Below are 14,903 nucleotides of genomic sequence, written 5' to 3' on the forward strand. Positions count from 1 at the left end.
ATATATCATGAAACACAAAACTACCTTTAAGCCCATAGTTCTCAGTATTGCGCTTTCCATCCTTCTGATTACAACAGCGGTATTTTTTGCCCGTCATCACAACTCTATCCCAAGTATTAATACCAATTTCCTACAACAGAAGATTACCGAACCCGAAGGACCATCACCGCAAATCGTACAATCTGCGCGAAACCAAATTGGCAAAACCCTTCGTTACGACCCTGCTTACACCAAGCTCAAATATCCAATGGGCGATGTACCTATGGAAAAAGGCGTTTGCACAGACGTGGTCATCCGTGCCTTGCGCGACCAAAATATCGATTTGCAAGAGCTTGTTCATCAAGACATGAGCCGCAACTTTTCCGTCTATCCGAAACGCTGGGGTTTGAAACAACCTGATACCAATATTGACCACCGCCGCGTACCTAACCTAATGACTTATTTCACGCGTCAAGGCTGGGCAGTTCGAGATACAAACTATCAAGCTGGCGATATTGTAACTTGGGAACTGAAAGGCAACCGTCCCCATATCGGCATCGTCTCCGATCGAAAAATCGGCGACAGGCCCTTGATTATTCATAATATCGGTTCAGGAACCCGTGAAAACGACATCCTCTACCGCTACACCATTACCGGACATTACAGGCTTCCCGTTCGATAAACCTTAGCACCAAATCCTAGGTACCTATTAATCTGAAACGATAAAGAGCAAATATACCTCGTCAGTTTACATAGCATGAAATACAAAAAAGGCCGTCTGAAATAGTTTCAGACGGCCTTTTACTTTTACCTAACCCTCTTTATTTAACCGCAACCGCCGCATTTACCACAGCCGCTGCTGCAGTCGCGTTTTTTCGGTTTGAACACGAATTTTCGCAAGAGGAAGAATACGCAGGCGAGCATAATCAAGCCGACGATAATATATTGAGTCATGATGATAGTATCCTTGAAGAAATTTGGTAAACCACGAATGCGGCAAAATAAGCCATCAGGAACAAATAGCCTGTAATCATAAGCATATTTTTCGTGGATTTGGTTTCGCGTCTAATCACGGTCAAAGTCGCGGCACACATCGGAGCATACACATACCAAGCCAAGAAGGCAAAGGCGGTCGGCAAGCCCCAGTTGTTGTGTATGATGGGAATTAATGCGTTTTGTACGGCATCTTCAGACGACGCGCTGACGGCATAAACGGTACCCAATGCGGCAACGACCACTTCGCGCGCGGCAATACCCGGAATCATGGCGATACACATTTCCCAAGTAAAACCCAAAGGTGCAAAAAACGGCTGAATAGCATGACCAAGCGTACCTGCCAAGCTGTAATCGATGGCGGCACCGGTTGCGCCTTCAGGCGGTTGCGGCCAGCTTACCAAGCCCCACAGAACCACGGCCAACGCAAAAATGATGGTACCCGCGCGTTTCAGGAAGGCTTTTACCCTATCCCACAGGCTGGTCATGATGTGTTTGAAGTTGGGCGTGCGGAAAGTCGGCAGTTCCATCAGAAGCGGGAATTGCTGCACATTGCCTTTCATCCGCGCCAAGCGTTTCATGATATACGCTGCCAATGCGGCCGACAGAATGCCTACGATATAAAGAATAAACAATGTCAGGCCTTGCAGGTTGAAAATCCCACCCACTGTACGGTCAGGAATAACAGCGGCGATAATCAGCGCATACACCGGCAAACGTGCGGAACAAGTCAGCAACGGCGCAACCGCGATGGTAACAAGGCGTTCGCGCGGGTCGTTAATGGTTCGCGCCGACATCACGGCAGGAACGGCACAGGCAAAGCTGGACAAAAGGGGAATAAACGAACGGCCGGACAAACCGCTTTTTGCCATGATGTTATCCAACAGGAAGGCTGCACGCGGCAGATAGCCCGAGTCTTCCAAAAGCAGGATAAAGGCAAACAAAATCGTAATCTGCGGCAGGAACACCAACACGCTACCCAAACCGGCAATGACGCCGTTGACGAGCAAGTCGCTGAGGATGCCCGGCTCCATGTTGGCGCCTATCCATTCGCCCAGCGCGGTAAAGCCGCCTTCGATGGCGTCCATAATCGGCGCCGCCCATGTGTAAACCGCTTGGAACACCATAAACAGGATGACCAGCAGCATAATCATGCCCCAGACGGGGTGTAGCACGATGTCGTCGAGTTTTTTGTGCCATGCGGGCAGCGTCATCTGGGTGCGTACCACTTGTGCTAAAATCGATTCGACTTCTTGATAAAGTTTGTCGCTATCCAGCGCATCGAGCGTGCGTTCGGCAGAGGCGGGGTTTGCGGGGAAAGAGCGTTTGCGCGGCAGCTTCGCCACGGCTTCGCGTACAGCCTGTACGCCCGACGCGCTCACTGCAACTGTTTCCAAAACAGGTGCATCCAACAACTCGCTCAGTTTGGCCGCGTCGATATTCAAGCCCCTTTTGCGGGCCACGTCGCTCAAATTCAGCGACACCACCATAGGCAGTCCCAGCGTTTTCAGTTCCAAAATCATGCGCAGGGTCATACGCAGGTTGGTCGCGTCGGCAACGGCAATAATGGCATCGGGCGGAATGCCCATCTTGCCTACCATTACATCTTTCGCCACCGCTTCGTCGGGGCTGGTCGTGCGTAGGCTGTATGTGCCCGGCAGGTCGATAATGCGGACGGCCTCGTCGTCGAGGAAGGCGCCCTCGCGCTTATCGACAGTTACGCCCGGATAATTGGCAACCTTGGCATGTGAGCCGGTCAAACCGTTGAACAAAACGGTTTTACCGCAGTTTGGCGCGCCAATCAAGGCAAAATAGCTTAGTTCCATCATTTTTCCTTATTCTTTCAGACGGCCTTAAACGGCCTCAACGATACGACACATAATCTTCCCGGCCTCTTCCAAACGCAGGGAAAATTGGGATTGATTGCCCAAGCGTACTGCAAACGGTCCTCTTCCAAAACCGCCCACGGCAATCACTTGCAACGGCATTCCGCTGGAAAAACCCAAATCTGCAAGGCGACGGGTTACCAAGGTATCCAAATCACCAAAAACAGGATTGGAAACGATGGAATCAATATGTACGACTGCGCCTTTTTTCAGGCGCGACAAAGGAATGGTAGACATAAGCCTCTCTTTTCATTTGTTTTAAAAAATCAGATTATTAGAAATGTGAGAAGTGCTGACGAATGTGTGGCACATTTGAAAGGTTGGTTATGAGTGGCTATTCGCTACTTCTTTCAATAAGTGCGGTTTGTTTTAAGTATTGTTATTTTCTTTGCTAATGATAAATCTTATTAATGTAAAAATCAAATGTAACAAGATAAACTAAAAAGGCTGAAATCCTTTTATCATTAGAATTTCAGCCTTTTTATACACTCAACAAACTAAAGGCCGTCTGAAAGGTTTCAGACGGCCTTCAAAATAAAAAACCGAATCAAATCGGTTTTTTATTCCCATTCAGGGAAAGACTCTAAATTACAGAGCGTCTTTCAATGCTTTACCGGCACGGAATTTAGGAGTTTTAGCAGCAGCAATAGTCAAAGGCTCGCCAGTTTTAGGGTTGCGGCCTTGACGTTCGGCGCGTTCGCCGACGTAGAAAGTACCGAAACCGACCAGAGTAACAGTGTCGCCGTTTTTCAACGCATTGGTTACGGCATTAGTAGTAGCATCCAAAGCTTTTTGCGCAGCAGATTTGGAAATGCCGGCTTCTTGAGCAATTGCTTCGATCAATTCAGACTTGTTCACAATTAGTCCCTTCCTATCGTAAAAAATGATGAAATGCCCGAATACACGGGGCTTAAGCACTTTTAAAGCACATACGCACTTTATAGCAATTCTGAAATTATCATGTCAAGTAAAAGATGTGGAATTGCCCTATTTTTGTGGCATTCAGGGCAAAACCACATTTTTTGCAACATCAGACGACCAACTTAATGCTTGGTTGCTTTTGTTCTTGACTTCGTCTTAGAAGTTTGCGGGGTCTCAGCAACCGCCAATTCAGCCGCCCATTGCTCAGGCTGAGCTGCCAAACCCAAAGCCAACACTTCATCAATCCATTTGACCGGATGAATGGTCAGACCGGTTTTGACATTTTCAGGGATTTCTTCCAAATCTTTGACGTTGTCTTTTGGAATCAATACATGCTTGATACCGCCGCGCAAAGCAGCCAGCAGTTTTTCTTTCAAACCGCCGATCGGCAACACTTCGCCACGCAAAGTGATTTCACCGGTCATAGCTACATCAGCACGCACCGGAATTTTAGTAAAGGCAGAAACCATCGCCAAAGTCATGGCGATACCTGCACTCGGACCATCTTTTGGCGTCGCACCTTCAGGCACATGGACGTGAATGTCTTTCTTCTCATAAAAATCAGGAGCCAGACCCACTGATTCAGCACGAGAACGGACAACCGACCATGCGGCCGATACTGATTCTTTCATCACGTCGCCCAGTTGGCCGGTACATTGAATCGTACCTTTGCCCGGCAAGGCAACCGCTTCAACGGTCAACAACTCGCCACCGACTTCGGTCCAAGCCAAACCGGTTACCTGACCGATGCGGTTTTCGCTTTCGGCCACACCATAGTCGAAACGGCGCACACCTAAATAGTCATGCAGATTTTTCTCAGTAACTTTAATCGCTTTAGGCTTGGCCTTGCTTACTGTTTTGGATTTGGACGCTTTTTTCTTGTCCTCATTCAAAGTAACCTGCATCACCACTTTACGGCAGATTTTGGCAATTTCGCGATCCAACGAACGGACACCGGCCTCGCGGGTGTAGTAACGGATAATATCGCGCACCGCACTTTCATCAACCACCAACTCGCCCTCTTTCACACCATTGCGCTTCATTTGTTTCGGCACAAGGTATTGCATGGCAATATTGATTTTTTCATCTTCCGTATAACCGGACAGACGGATAATTTCCATACGGTCAAGCAGCGGAGTCGGGATATTCAAGCTGTTTGAAGTGGCAATAAACATCACATCGCTCAAATCATAATCGACTTCGGCATAGTGGTCGGCAAACTTGTTATTTTGCTCAGGATCCAGCACCTCAAGCAAAGCACTGGCCGGATCGCCACGGAAATCGCTGCCCATCTTGTCGATTTCATCAAGAAGGAACAATGGATTTTTCACACCCGCTTTCGCCATGTTTTGCAGGATTTTGCCCGGCATAGAGCCGATATAGGTACGGCGGTGGCCGCGGATTTCGCTTTCGTCACGCACGCCGCCCAAGGCCATACGCACATACTGGCGGCCTGTCGCTTTGGCAATCGACTCACCCAAGGAAGTTTTACCCACCCCCGGAGGACCAACCAGACACAAAATCGGGCCTTTGAGCTTGTCCATACGTTTTTGAACGGCCAAATATTCCAAAATGCGCTCTTTGACTTTTTCCAAACCATAATGGTCGGCATTCAAAATCAAATCAGCCTTGGCAATATCTTTGCTGACACGGGATTTTTTCTTCCACGGCAGCTCAAGCAAAGTATCGATATAGTTGCGCACGACGGTAGATTCCGCAGACATCGGTGGCATCATTTTCAGTTTTTTCAATTCAGACAGACATTTTTCTTCAGCCTCTTTGCTCATGCCTGCTTCTTTGATTTTGTTTTCCAGCGCATCCAGCTCGCCGCGCTCGTCTTCTTCGCCCAACTCTTTCTGAATCGCTTTGACTTGCTCATTCAAGTAATACTCGCGTTGGGATTTTTCCATTTGACGTTTTACACGGCCACGAATACGCTTCTCAACCTGCATGATGTCGAGTTCGGCTTCCAACTGCGCCAGCAGAAATTCCAAACGCTCAACAATGCCGGCGGTCTCCAGCACATATTGACGCTGCTCCAATTTCAGCTGCAAATGCGCGGCAATCGTATCGGCAAGACGGCTGTTGTCATCGATACTGCTGATGGTACTGATGACTTCGGCAGGGATTTTTTTGTTCAATTTCGCATATTGCTCGAATTGAGTCAGCAAGGTACGGCGCAAGGCTTCAATTTCGGGATTGTCCTTGTCGCTGTTTTCATCAATCGCCTCAACATGGGACAAAAATAATCCGCCTGTTTCGTCAACCGTCAACGCGCGCGCACGACGGATACCTTCTACCAATACTTTAACGGTACCGTCAGGCAGCTTCAAAACCTGCAAAACTTGGGCAACCGTACCGGTCTGGTGCAAGTCTTCAGCTTTAGGGTCTTCTGTATTAGGGTCAAGCTGGGCCAACAGGAAAACCGGATCATCATTGGCCATTGCCGCCTCAAGGGCCGCAATCGATTTAGGACGACCGACGAACAGCGGCAATACCATATGCGGATACACCACGACATCGCGTAAAGGCAAAGTAGCCAGCGCACTGTATTCCTCGAAATATTTGTCTTTTGTCGGCATAGTTAATAATCTCAATCATTGTTAAATCAGAATGTAGCTCAAAATTGGGCTGAAGCGCTCCATTTCAAGACTTGAAAACAGCTTATCCGCACCTATTTTCGAAAACATCATTTTTAATAGCCCGATATGGACGTTTACGATAAAATATATCGGATTTCGGGCCGTCTGAAAACTTTTCAGACGGCCCTGGCTAACCAAACAAGGTAGTAAACCATGACAGACTCAACTGAAAAAAAATCATTAATTGAATTCCCTTGCACCTTTCCTGTAAAAGTCATGGGCGCGGTTCATCCGGAATTTGAATCCGCCATCTTGGAAACCGTGCGTAAACACGCTCCCGATACCGAGCCGCACCACATTACTACGCGCCCAAGCAGCAAAGGCAACTACACCAGCGCAACTGTCAAAGTAAATGTCGACAACCAAGAGCAGCTCGACAATATCTACCGCGACCTGACTTCACACGAATTGGTAAAAGTGGTGCTGTAATGAAAATCGTGCACAAAGGCTTGGTCGATTACCTGCCGACTTTCGAAGCCATGAAGGCATTCAATGCCTCGCGTGACGAAAACACCGAAGACGAATTATGGGTGGTCGAACATCCGCCCGTATTTACCCAGGGCTTGGCCGGAAAACCTGAACACCTCCTCATCCGCGACGATATTCCCGTTGTCCAAATTGACAGAGGCGGTCAAATTACTTATCACGGCCCAGGTCAATTGGTCGTCTATACGATGATCAATTTCAAACGCCGTAAAACCAGCGTCCGCCATATCGTTACCGCACTTGAAAACAGCATTATCGCCACCCTGGCAGAATACGGCATCGAAGCAGCCGCCGACCCCAAACGCCCCGGCGTTTATGTCGGCGAGCGTAAAATCGCTTCCCTTGGCCTGCGTATTAAAGACGGCTCCGTTTACCACGGTTTGGCGCTTAACGTGAACATGGATTTAAGTCCGTTTACCCATATCAACCCCTGCGGTTATGCCGGTATGGAAATGACCCAAATTGCCGACTATGTCTCTCCGGTACCCAGTTTGGCAGAAGTTTCAGACAAACTGACCAAGCATTTACAAAAAGAGCTGGCATAAGGCCGTCTGAAAATATTCAACCCCAACGCCATCTTTTAACTGCCCCTCTGAACCCACAAGCCCTTAGGTCATAAAGACTACGATAAGCTTTTCAGACGGCCTTCATAACGACAGAAAGAACACATCACCATGAGTGAAGAAGTAAAAAACGACCCTAAACGCGGCATCAAACTGAAAGGCGCAGAAAAAACTGCACGTATTCCGATTAAAGTTGTTCCATTGGAACAAAAATTGAAAAAGCCCGAATGGATCCGCGCTAAATTACCGGGCAAAAAATTCTTTGAAATCAAAAACATTCTTCGCGAACAAAAAATGCATACCGTGTGCGAAGAAGCATCTTGTCCAAATATCAGCGAATGCTTTACCAAGGGTACAGCCACATTCATGATTATGGGCGATATTTGTACCCGCCGCTGCCCGTTCTGCGACGTTGGCCATGGCCGCCCCAATATGCTGGATCCCGATGAGCCTAAACACTTGGCCGAATCCGTCAAGTCCATGAACCTGCGCTATGTCGTGATTACTTCCGTCGACCGTGACGACCTGCGTGATGGCGGCGCCCAACACTTCGCCGACTGCATCAAAGCCATCCGCGAAACCAGCCCGAATACCAAAATCGAAATCCTCGTTCCCGATTTCCGCGGCCGTCTGGACATCGCATTGGAAATCTTGGCAGAAACGCCGCCCGACGTGATGAATCATAACTTGGAAACCCATCCAAGCCTGTATAAAAAAGCCCGTCCGGGTGCCAACTACCAACACTCCCTCGAGCTTCTGCGCCGCTACAAAGAAATGATGCCACATATCCCGACCAAGTCCGGCATCATGGTCGGCTTGGGCGAAACAGACGAGGACGTGCGCGAAATCATGCGCGATATGCGTGCCAACAATATCGAGATGATTACCATCGGCCAATATCTGCAACCTTCAGACGGCCACTTGCCCGTCCTACGCTATGTAACGCCTGACCAATTTAAAGTTTTTGAAAAAGAAGCATACGAATTGGGCTTTACTAATGCCGCCATCGGTGCAATGGTCCGCTCCAGCTACCATGCAGACGAACAAGCAGCCGAAGCATTACGTGAAACCCACGGCGGGTGTAGCCACCACTAAGGTTTAAATCATATAAGGCCGTCTGAAAAATCAGGTAACTGTTTTTCAGACGGCCTTTATTTATGCAAAACTCTTTAGATTTTCAAAAAATAAACCTTAGTCGGGCCCTATTGAGCCAATCTTAAGTAATACAAAAAAGCGGCTAAACAAGATAAATACTGTTTGCCGCTTTTTGATTTATTTCTTTATTTTACTTCTTCAACAATTTTGCCGCTTCAATCGCATAGTAAGTCAAAATACCATCGGCACCGGCGCGTTTGAATGCCAATAAGCTTTCCAAAATGGTTTTTTCGCCATCCAGCCAACCGTTTTGAATGGCTGCCTGAAGCATGGCATATTCGCCGGAAACTTGGTAAGCATAAGTCGGTACACCGAACTCATCTTTAACTCGGCGGACGACATCCAGATACGGCAGACCTGGTTTTACCATTACCATGTCTGCGCCCTCTTGAATATCCAATGCTACTTCGTGCAAGGCTTCGTTAGTGTTTGCAGGATCCATTTGGTAGGTTTTCTTGTCTGCCTTACCCAAATTGCCGGAGCTGCCGACGGCATCGCGGAACGGGCCATAGAACGCTGAAGCATATTTTGCCGAATACGCCATAATGCGCGTATGGATATGTCCGGCATCTTCTAAGGCTTCGCGGATGGCAAGAATACGTCCGTCCATCATGTCTGATGGGGCAATGACTTGTGCGCCCGCATCGGCATGACACAAAGCCTGTTTTACCAAAACTTCAATAGTTTCATCGTTCAGGACATAGCCATTTTCATCGGTTAAACCGTCTTGGCCGTGAATGGTGTAGGGATCCAAGGCAACGTCGGTCATGATACCCAACTCTGGGAATTTCTCGCGCAGGGTTCGCACTACTGTCGGTACCAAGCCTTCCGGGTTATAAGCCTCCTCCGCAAACTCGGTTTTGTTTTGCGTTACCACGGGAAACAAAGCCAGCATAGGAATACCGAGATTCAGCGCCTCTTCAGCGGTAAACAACAATTTGTCCAAACTTTGGCGTTTGACGCCAGGCATAGACGGCACTGCCTCTTCCTGATTCTGACCTTCCAATACAAAAACCGGATAGATTAAATCATCTGCCGTCAAAGTATGCTCGCGCATCAGACGACGTGAAAAATCGTCTTTACGCATACGGCGCATACGGGTGTTTGAGACATAACGCGGAGGGAAATTCATAACAATTGCCTTTCAATAATGAAGTCTTAAAATCAGTCTTCGACTTGACGTATGGCTTTAACCGAACGTTTGATTTCGCTAAGCGTACCGGTTTTATAACTATTACGTTCCTGTTCGGTCATACCGTTTTGATCCAATTTGGCGATATTTTTCAATGCCTCGGCATACTGGCCGTCTGAAAGTTTTTCCTGTTTGATGCGCCAACGGTTGTTCACTTCGGAAGCCGTCCATAAGCCTACTTTGTTGTAGTAGAACAAAATGCTTGCCGCCAGCGTCTTCATATCGCTATCGGGTTTGGCACTGCCGATACTGCGGCCGATACGGTTGTTGCGCTGATCGACCGCTTGGTCGGCAAGGTAGCGGCTGAAGTAGTCATCTTTACCTTCACGCAATTCCATATCCGTCAGACGCGCATTACCTGCTTTTTCGGCAATAATGCTGTCGAATTTAGAAGCAATCGCCGCCTGCCATAATGCTTGGCGTACGGCATTGACCTGTGTTCCCCTGCTGTCGCCGTTTGCTTTGTCATCCAAACCTGTACGCTCGGCAAAACGTGTGGCATTACTGGTCATATTGATTAAGCCTTCGTCTTCCATCCCGATAACTTGGGCGGCCACGGGATGGTTAAGCGCAAATTGTGCCATTTTACTGCGGCGGCTTTGATCTTCCTGATACGATTGACAGCCGGACAATACCAGCATGCCGAGAACGGCGCATTGAATGTGTTTTTTAATATGTTTCATGATGTAACTATCGATATTATTGTGTGAGTTCAACTTATTGTTTAACATAGAAACGCCCGTAAGCGCAAAATAATTCCCATACGGACAAATCGGCGCATGAATGGCTATTTTATAATAAAAATAAGGCCGTCTGAAAACTTTCAGACGGCATAAGTATTTTTAACCTACCAAGCTGTGAATCTGCGGCCAGTAAAACAGGCAGGCTATCGAGCAAATAGCAATACTGATACCGGCTGCATTAATGCTGCTGATTTTTTCTTTAAACATTGCCGCACCAATCAGCGTACCCAATACAATCACGCCAATATTCATACCGGCAAATACCAATGTCGGATTATCCTTCATGATTTGGTGTGCAGAAATGTAGGTAACAATATTCAAAAAGTTCAGACAGCCCAAAATCATACCGCCCACTATGCCCTCTTTGGTCCATTTGCTTCCTTTGGCAAACAGGTAGCCAAACATCAAGATGCCGGCCAAACAAAACGCCACCAGCAAATTACCGGCAAACGCGGTACCGCTTTTCGCCACTTGTTTGAACAAAATATCAATGACGCCGTAGCCGCACCAAACGCCCAAAAGCAGCATTACTTGCGTGCTGAAGCCGCCGGATTTCTTGCCGCCATCGCTTTTCCAAAGCAAGAAAAACAGTGCCGTAAATGCCAATACCAAACCAATCAGACGGTCTTCGGTCAACTGCTCATGGAAAAGCGTGAATGAAGCGACAATCGGCAGAAACAGCGATAAGCGTTGTGCCGCGTCCGATTTGACGATACCTGCCGCATCTACGGATTTGCCCATAATGACAAACACGGTTGGCAGCAATATGCCCAAGGCCGCAAAAAGCCACCAAGTCGGTAAAAATACCTGCGGATTGCTTAAATCGGGCTTTAACACCAGCATGGTCAAAGTGACGGCAACGATATAGTTTACTGCTACCGCCTGCTCAATATTGATTTTTTGCTTGCGCGCCACTTTCAGCAATACGGAAACCAACACGCTGCAAACGATACTTGCCAATAAATATGCCATGCTTTAGAACCATCCTTGAGTGGAGACGGGCTTATCTTCATTCAGTTTAATCAGTCCGATGACTACACGGTAAATAAACCAAATGGCAGTTACCAACAAAATCAGCCAACCAATTAAGATCAGTGTAGTAAAAGTTCCCAAAACCGTACCCACTAAAGACACCCAAAATGTCTTAATCAAATAATCGATATGACTGGCGTAAATACTGCCTTGAGCCTCATCGCGTTTAACATACGCCATAATCACACCGACAACGGGGGTAAACAAAATCAATAAGCCCACAGCATATGTAACATAAGCAATAAAAACATAGTTTTTTACGTCAGAGCTGGGCGTGTTGACCACATTTGTCGCCGTATCATTGAAGCTGTTGTCTTTGGCTTCCTGACGCTCGTACTGCATAGCCGCATCATAAGCCAGACGTTTTTCCGGATGAGACAATACTTCAAACGCCTGTCCGATGGCTTTAAACCGCTCCGCATCTTTTTGAATATCCGGATTGGCTACCAATTTGCCGTAAGCCTCGCGGATAACGTTAATATCCGCATCCTGAGACACGCCCAAAACTTCGTATAAATTTAATTGTTCCATCTGTATTCCTATCCTTTATGAATCGACTGCAACATGAACATCTTGCGGATTAAGCGTCCGTAGATTTTCAGGCTTCATGCCCACGATAAACCCACGTTTGCCGCCATTGATAAAAATCTCGTCCAAAGCCCAAATACTTTCTTCCACATAAACCGGCAACGCGGTTTTCATACCGAACGGCGACGTACCGCCGACCAAATATCCTGTCCATTTCGCCGCCTGATCCGCCGTTGCCGGCTCGATGTGTTTCAAGCCCAGTTCACGCGCCAGATTGCGGGTGGAAATATGTTTGTCGCCGTGCATTAAAACAACCAAGCCTTTTTTGTGTTCATCCTGCAGGACGATTGTTTTGATGACTTGATGCTCAGGCTTGCCCGTGCACTCGGCAAAACGCGCCGTACCGCCATGTTCTTCATACGCGTAAACATAAGGGACAAAATCGATTTTCTTACTGCGTAAAAAGCGTATTGCCTGCGTAACCGGATATTCTGCTTTACTCATGGGTTGTTTTCCGCCATCCTTTTAGACGGCCCCTCTTAAATGTGGAACGTAAACAGTCGCAATGTTACCATACCTTTTTTTTGAAATCAGGAGACAACATGGACATCCGCTATCTTGGTGCAAGCAAACGCTATTCGGAAGCCGTCGTAGCCAACGGCTTGGTTTTCCTCTCCGGCATGGTTCCCGAAAATCCTGAAGCCGATGCCAAAGCGCAAACTGAAAACGTTTTGGCGCAAATCGATTCATGGCTCGCGCAATGCCAATCCGACAAAGCCCATATTTTGGAGGCTACCATCTATCTACCCGATATAAACGACTACGCTGCCATGAACGAAGCCTGGGACGCATGGACAGCCCCTGAACGCGCTCCGGCCCGCGCCTGCGTGGAGGCGAAACTGGCTTCGCCCGACTGGAAGGTTGAAATCAAAATTACCGCCCTTCAAATCAAATAAAGCGCAAATATCAGGCCGTCTGAAAACGCAGCTTCAACCAAGCAAGCGCAGTTTTTCAGACGGCCTTTATTCTTTTGCGGTACAATACCGCCCTTAAATTTTTCTATTATTTCAAAGCACAAACAGCCATGTCCAAAAAAACCAAGCAAGAATTAGAAAACAACAAACTCAGCAAACGCCTGCGCCACGCCGTCGGCGATGCCATTAACGATTTCAATATGATCGAGCCAGGCGACAAAATTATGGTCTGCCTCTCCGGCGGCAAAGACAGCTACGCCCTTTTAGACATCCTGCGCCAGCTTCAAGCTAGCGCGCCGATTGATTTCGAACTGGTCGCCGTCAATCTCGACCAAAAGCAGCCGGGTTTCCCCGAAGAAGTATTGCCGACCTATCTCGAAAGCATCGGCGTGCCGTATAAAATCGTTGAAGAAGACACCTACTCCACCGTCAAACGTGTGTTGGACGAAGGCAAAACGACTTGCTCGCTGTGCAGCCGCTTGCGCCGAGGCATCCTCTACCGCACCGCAAAAGAATTGGGCTGCACCAAAATCGCCTTAGGACACCACCGCGACGACATCCTTGCCACCATGTTCCTGAATATGTTTTACGGCGGCAAACTCAAAGCTATGCCGCCTAAATTGGTGAGCGACAACGGCGAACACATCGTCATCCGTCCTCTGGCGTATGTCAAAGAGAAGGACTTGATCAAATATGCCGAGCTGAAACAATTCCCAATCATCCCATGTAACCTCTGCGGCTCTCAGCCCAACCTGCAACGCCAAGTCATCGGTGACATGCTGCGCGATTGGGACAAACGTTTCCCCGGCCGTATTGAGTCTATGTTCTCCGCGCTACAAAACGTTGTTCCATCGCATTTGGCCGATACCGAACTTTTCGACTTTGTCGGCTTGGAGCGTGGTCAAAGCCTGAAACATGGTGGCGACTTAGCGTTTGACAGCGAAAAAATGCCGGAACGTTTCTCCGACGGCAGCGAAGAAGACGAAAGTGAAATCAAAATCGAACCGCAAAAAGCTGAACGCAAAGTCATCAATATTTTGGCAAATAAACCTAAAACCTGCGGTTTATAATTCCATTTAATTTTCAGACGGCCTTTCGGTAGCTATTTACCGAAAGGCCGTCTGAATATTCAAATTTAAAATTTTTCTATTCTTTTTTATCTATTCTTTTCCTGACAAACCGTGCAGCAGCAATCCCAATACGTCTTGCGGCAACTTTTGCGGCGCGGCGGCATAAAGCGCGGTCAGTTGCGGATGGCGCATCAATATATCCGCCTGACGGATGAACAGGTCGATGAGCTCCACCGGCAAATCGGGCTGGATCAGGCGGCGTTGTTGCAGAGTATGGAAGAATCCGCGCATAAAAGCGTATTTTTCTTCGTTCAATTCGTGGAAAAACCGCTCCAGCTCCAAATCGGTGTTCTCTTCGATGTCGCGCAGGAAAGCGGCGGAATAGAGTTCTTCAAACGATTGTCTTTGCAGGGCAAACACAGCCTCGGCGGCTTCGCGCAGGCTGCATTGCCGTTTAAGCAGATTTTCAAATTCGGCACGGACGCGGTTTTTCTGCTCGGTAACGATTGACTGCAAGAGTGCGTTTTTACCGCTGTAATATTTGTAAAAGGTAACGCGGCTGACGGCGGCCTCGGCGCAGATGCTGCCTACGGATACGGCGGAAAAGCCATGTTCGCGGAATAGGTGGCGGGCGGTGTCGATGATAGTTTGTTGTTTGCTGGCAGTCATGACGGTAGGAAGGTTTTGATTTTGTTCATAAAGGAGGTTCATTAAAGTTATCCGCAAGTCGGATGCTTAT

General features: G+C 47.9%; 17 protein-coding genes. 6 read left to right on the top strand and 11 right to left on the bottom strand.

Annotated features, from left to right (window positions below):
- Positions 1–7: 7 nt before the first annotated feature.
- Positions 8–661 carry a DUF1287 domain-containing protein gene (locus ACTHS4_RS01975; RefSeq protein ID WP_070873798.1) on the top strand — a complete coding sequence of 218 codons (654 nt, stop codon included), beginning with the start codon at positions 8–10 and terminating at the stop codon, positions 659–661.
- 143 nt (positions 662–804) lie between these two features.
- Here ACTHS4_RS01975 and ACTHS4_RS01980 read toward each other — a convergent pair whose 3' ends face one another.
- The 5 genes from ACTHS4_RS01980 to lon all read right to left on the bottom strand — a co-directional run bounded on the left by ACTHS4_RS01980 (position 805) and on the right by lon (position 6,361).
- The gene (locus ACTHS4_RS01980) at positions 805–933 is read right to left on the bottom strand and encodes a FeoB-associated Cys-rich membrane protein (protein ID WP_003683546.1); all 129 of its coding nucleotides are present in this window, start codon (positions 931–933) and stop codon (positions 805–807) included.
- Positions 930–2,798: a ferrous iron transporter B gene (feoB, locus tag ACTHS4_RS01985; protein WP_049336637.1), complete on the bottom strand. Its 1,869-nt coding sequence runs from the start codon at positions 2,796–2,798 to the stop codon at positions 930–932. The genes ACTHS4_RS01980 and feoB overlap by 4 nt, the downstream gene beginning before the upstream one ends.
- 27 nt (positions 2,799–2,825) lie before the next feature.
- Entirely contained in the window at positions 2,826–3,095 is a 270-nt protein-coding gene (locus ACTHS4_RS01990; protein ID WP_049344802.1) for a FeoA family protein, read from the bottom strand.
- 351 nt (positions 3,096–3,446) lie between these two features.
- Positions 3,447–3,716 carry an HU family DNA-binding protein gene (locus ACTHS4_RS01995; protein ID WP_003683413.1) on the bottom strand — a complete coding sequence of 90 codons (270 nt, stop codon included), beginning with the start codon at positions 3,714–3,716 and terminating at the stop codon, positions 3,447–3,449.
- 185 nt (positions 3,717–3,901) lie between these two features.
- On the bottom strand, positions 3,902–6,361 hold the full coding sequence (gene lon, locus ACTHS4_RS02000) for an endopeptidase La (RefSeq protein ID WP_371460226.1): 2,460 nt from the start codon (positions 6,359–6,361) through the stop codon (positions 3,902–3,904).
- Between the two features lie 213 nt (positions 6,362–6,574).
- Between lon and ACTHS4_RS02005 the strand changes: the two genes are divergently transcribed.
- The 3 genes from ACTHS4_RS02005 (at position 6,575) to lipA (ending at position 8,565) form a co-directional block, all read left to right on the top strand.
- Entirely contained in the window at positions 6,575–6,850 is a 276-nt protein-coding gene (locus tag ACTHS4_RS02005) for an HP0495 family protein (RefSeq protein ID WP_049328369.1), read from the top strand.
- Positions 6,850–7,452, top strand: a complete 603-nt coding sequence (gene lipB / locus ACTHS4_RS02010; protein ID WP_070826236.1) for a lipoyl(octanoyl) transferase LipB — start codon at positions 6,850–6,852, stop codon at positions 7,450–7,452. Before ACTHS4_RS02005 ends, lipB begins: the two co-directional genes overlap by 1 nt.
- Before the next feature lie 129 nt (positions 7,453–7,581).
- A complete protein-coding gene (gene lipA / locus ACTHS4_RS02015; RefSeq protein ID WP_070826235.1) occupies positions 7,582–8,565 on the top strand; it encodes a lipoyl synthase in 984 nt (327 codons plus the stop codon).
- A 190-nt stretch (positions 8,566–8,755) separates the two neighbouring features.
- On the opposite strand, the gene hemB is transcribed toward lipA, so the two are convergent.
- The 5 genes from hemB to ybaK all read right to left on the bottom strand — a co-directional run bounded on the left by hemB (position 8,756) and on the right by ybaK (position 12,624).
- The gene (gene hemB, locus ACTHS4_RS02020; protein WP_039863499.1) at positions 8,756–9,757 is read right to left on the bottom strand and encodes a porphobilinogen synthase; all 1,002 of its coding nucleotides are present in this window, start codon (positions 9,755–9,757) and stop codon (positions 8,756–8,758) included.
- Between the two features lie 32 nt (positions 9,758–9,789).
- Positions 9,790–10,500, bottom strand: a complete 711-nt coding sequence (locus ACTHS4_RS02025; RefSeq protein WP_070608363.1) for a DUF6973 domain-containing protein — start codon at positions 10,498–10,500, stop codon at positions 9,790–9,792.
- Positions 10,501–10,659: 159 nt separating this feature from the next.
- Complete coding sequence (locus tag ACTHS4_RS02030) at positions 10,660–11,532, bottom strand: EamA/RhaT family transporter (protein ID WP_371460227.1); 873 nt, start codon at positions 11,530–11,532, stop codon at positions 10,660–10,662.
- A gap of 3 nt (positions 11,533–11,535) precedes the next feature.
- Entirely contained in the window at positions 11,536–12,123 is a 588-nt protein-coding gene (locus ACTHS4_RS02035; RefSeq protein ID WP_371460228.1) for a DnaJ domain-containing protein, read from the bottom strand.
- A gap of 15 nt (positions 12,124–12,138) precedes the next feature.
- A complete protein-coding gene (gene ybaK / locus ACTHS4_RS02040; RefSeq protein WP_371460229.1) occupies positions 12,139–12,624 on the bottom strand; it encodes a Cys-tRNA(Pro) deacylase in 486 nt (161 codons plus the stop codon).
- Between the two features lie 98 nt (positions 12,625–12,722).
- Here ybaK and ACTHS4_RS02045 point away from each other — a divergent pair, with 98 nt between their 5' ends.
- Positions 12,723–13,076 (top strand): RidA family protein, encoded by a 354-nt coding sequence (locus tag ACTHS4_RS02045; RefSeq protein WP_371460230.1) that lies wholly within the window; start codon positions 12,723–12,725, stop codon positions 13,074–13,076.
- A gap of 128 nt (positions 13,077–13,204) precedes the next feature.
- Positions 13,205–14,164 (top strand): tRNA 2-thiocytidine(32) synthetase TtcA, encoded by a 960-nt coding sequence (gene ttcA / locus ACTHS4_RS02050; protein ID WP_004519719.1) that lies wholly within the window; start codon positions 13,205–13,207, stop codon positions 14,162–14,164.
- 90 nt (positions 14,165–14,254) lie between these two features.
- Here ttcA and ACTHS4_RS02055 read toward each other — a convergent pair whose 3' ends face one another.
- Positions 14,255–14,875, bottom strand: coding sequence for a TetR/AcrR family transcriptional regulator (locus tag ACTHS4_RS02055; protein ID WP_371460231.1), 621 nt, complete (start codon positions 14,873–14,875; stop codon positions 14,255–14,257).
- Positions 14,876–14,903: the final 28 nt, after the last annotated feature.

The sequence above is a fragment of the Neisseria sp. P0014.S009 genome (assembly GCF_051958155.1).
Taxonomy (GTDB): domain Bacteria; phylum Pseudomonadota; class Gammaproteobacteria; order Burkholderiales; family Neisseriaceae; genus Neisseria; species Neisseria flavescens_C.

What these genes read in the sequence shown, in the direction of transcription:
- ACTHS4_RS01990 (WP_049344802.1), bottom strand. Translation starts at nt 3,095, where the DNA reads ATGTCTACCATTCCTTTGTCGCGCCTGAAAAAAGGCGCAGTCGTACAT.
- lipA (WP_070826235.1), top strand. Translation starts at nt 7,582, where the DNA reads ATGAGTGAAGAAGTAAAAAACGACCCTAAACGCGGCATCAAACTGAAA.
- lon (WP_371460226.1), bottom strand. Translation starts at nt 6,361, where the DNA reads ATGCCGACAAAAGACAAATATTTCGAGGAATACAGTGCGCTGGCTACT.
- ACTHS4_RS01980 (WP_003683546.1), bottom strand. Translation starts at nt 933, where the DNA reads ATGACTCAATATATTATCGTCGGCTTGATTATGCTCGCCTGCGTATTC.
- ACTHS4_RS02055 (WP_371460231.1), bottom strand. Translation starts at nt 14,875, where the DNA reads ATGAACCTCCTTTATGAACAAAATCAAAACCTTCCTACCGTCATGACT.
- ACTHS4_RS01975 (WP_070873798.1), top strand. Translation starts at nt 8, where the DNA reads ATGAAACACAAAACTACCTTTAAGCCCATAGTTCTCAGTATTGCGCTT.
- ttcA (WP_004519719.1), top strand. Translation starts at nt 13,205, where the DNA reads ATGTCCAAAAAAACCAAGCAAGAATTAGAAAACAACAAACTCAGCAAA.
- ACTHS4_RS02030 (WP_371460227.1), bottom strand. Translation starts at nt 11,532, where the DNA reads ATGGCATATTTATTGGCAAGTATCGTTTGCAGCGTGTTGGTTTCCGTA.
- ACTHS4_RS02025 (WP_070608363.1), bottom strand. Translation starts at nt 10,500, where the DNA reads ATGAAACATATTAAAAAACACATTCAATGCGCCGTTCTCGGCATGCTG.
- feoB (WP_049336637.1), bottom strand. Translation starts at nt 2,798, where the DNA reads ATGGAACTAAGCTATTTTGCCTTGATTGGCGCGCCAAACTGCGGTAAA.
- hemB (WP_039863499.1), bottom strand. Translation starts at nt 9,757, where the DNA reads ATGAATTTCCCTCCGCGTTATGTCTCAAACACCCGTATGCGCCGTATG.
- ACTHS4_RS02035 (WP_371460228.1), bottom strand. Translation starts at nt 12,123, where the DNA reads ATGGAACAATTAAATTTATACGAAGTTTTGGGCGTGTCTCAGGATGCG.
- ACTHS4_RS02045 (WP_371460230.1), top strand. Translation starts at nt 12,723, where the DNA reads ATGGACATCCGCTATCTTGGTGCAAGCAAACGCTATTCGGAAGCCGTC.
- ACTHS4_RS02005 (WP_049328369.1), top strand. Translation starts at nt 6,575, where the DNA reads ATGACAGACTCAACTGAAAAAAAATCATTAATTGAATTCCCTTGCACC.
- ybaK (WP_371460229.1), bottom strand. Translation starts at nt 12,624, where the DNA reads ATGAGTAAAGCAGAATATCCGGTTACGCAGGCAATACGCTTTTTACGC.
- lipB (WP_070826236.1), top strand. Translation starts at nt 6,850, where the DNA reads ATGAAAATCGTGCACAAAGGCTTGGTCGATTACCTGCCGACTTTCGAA.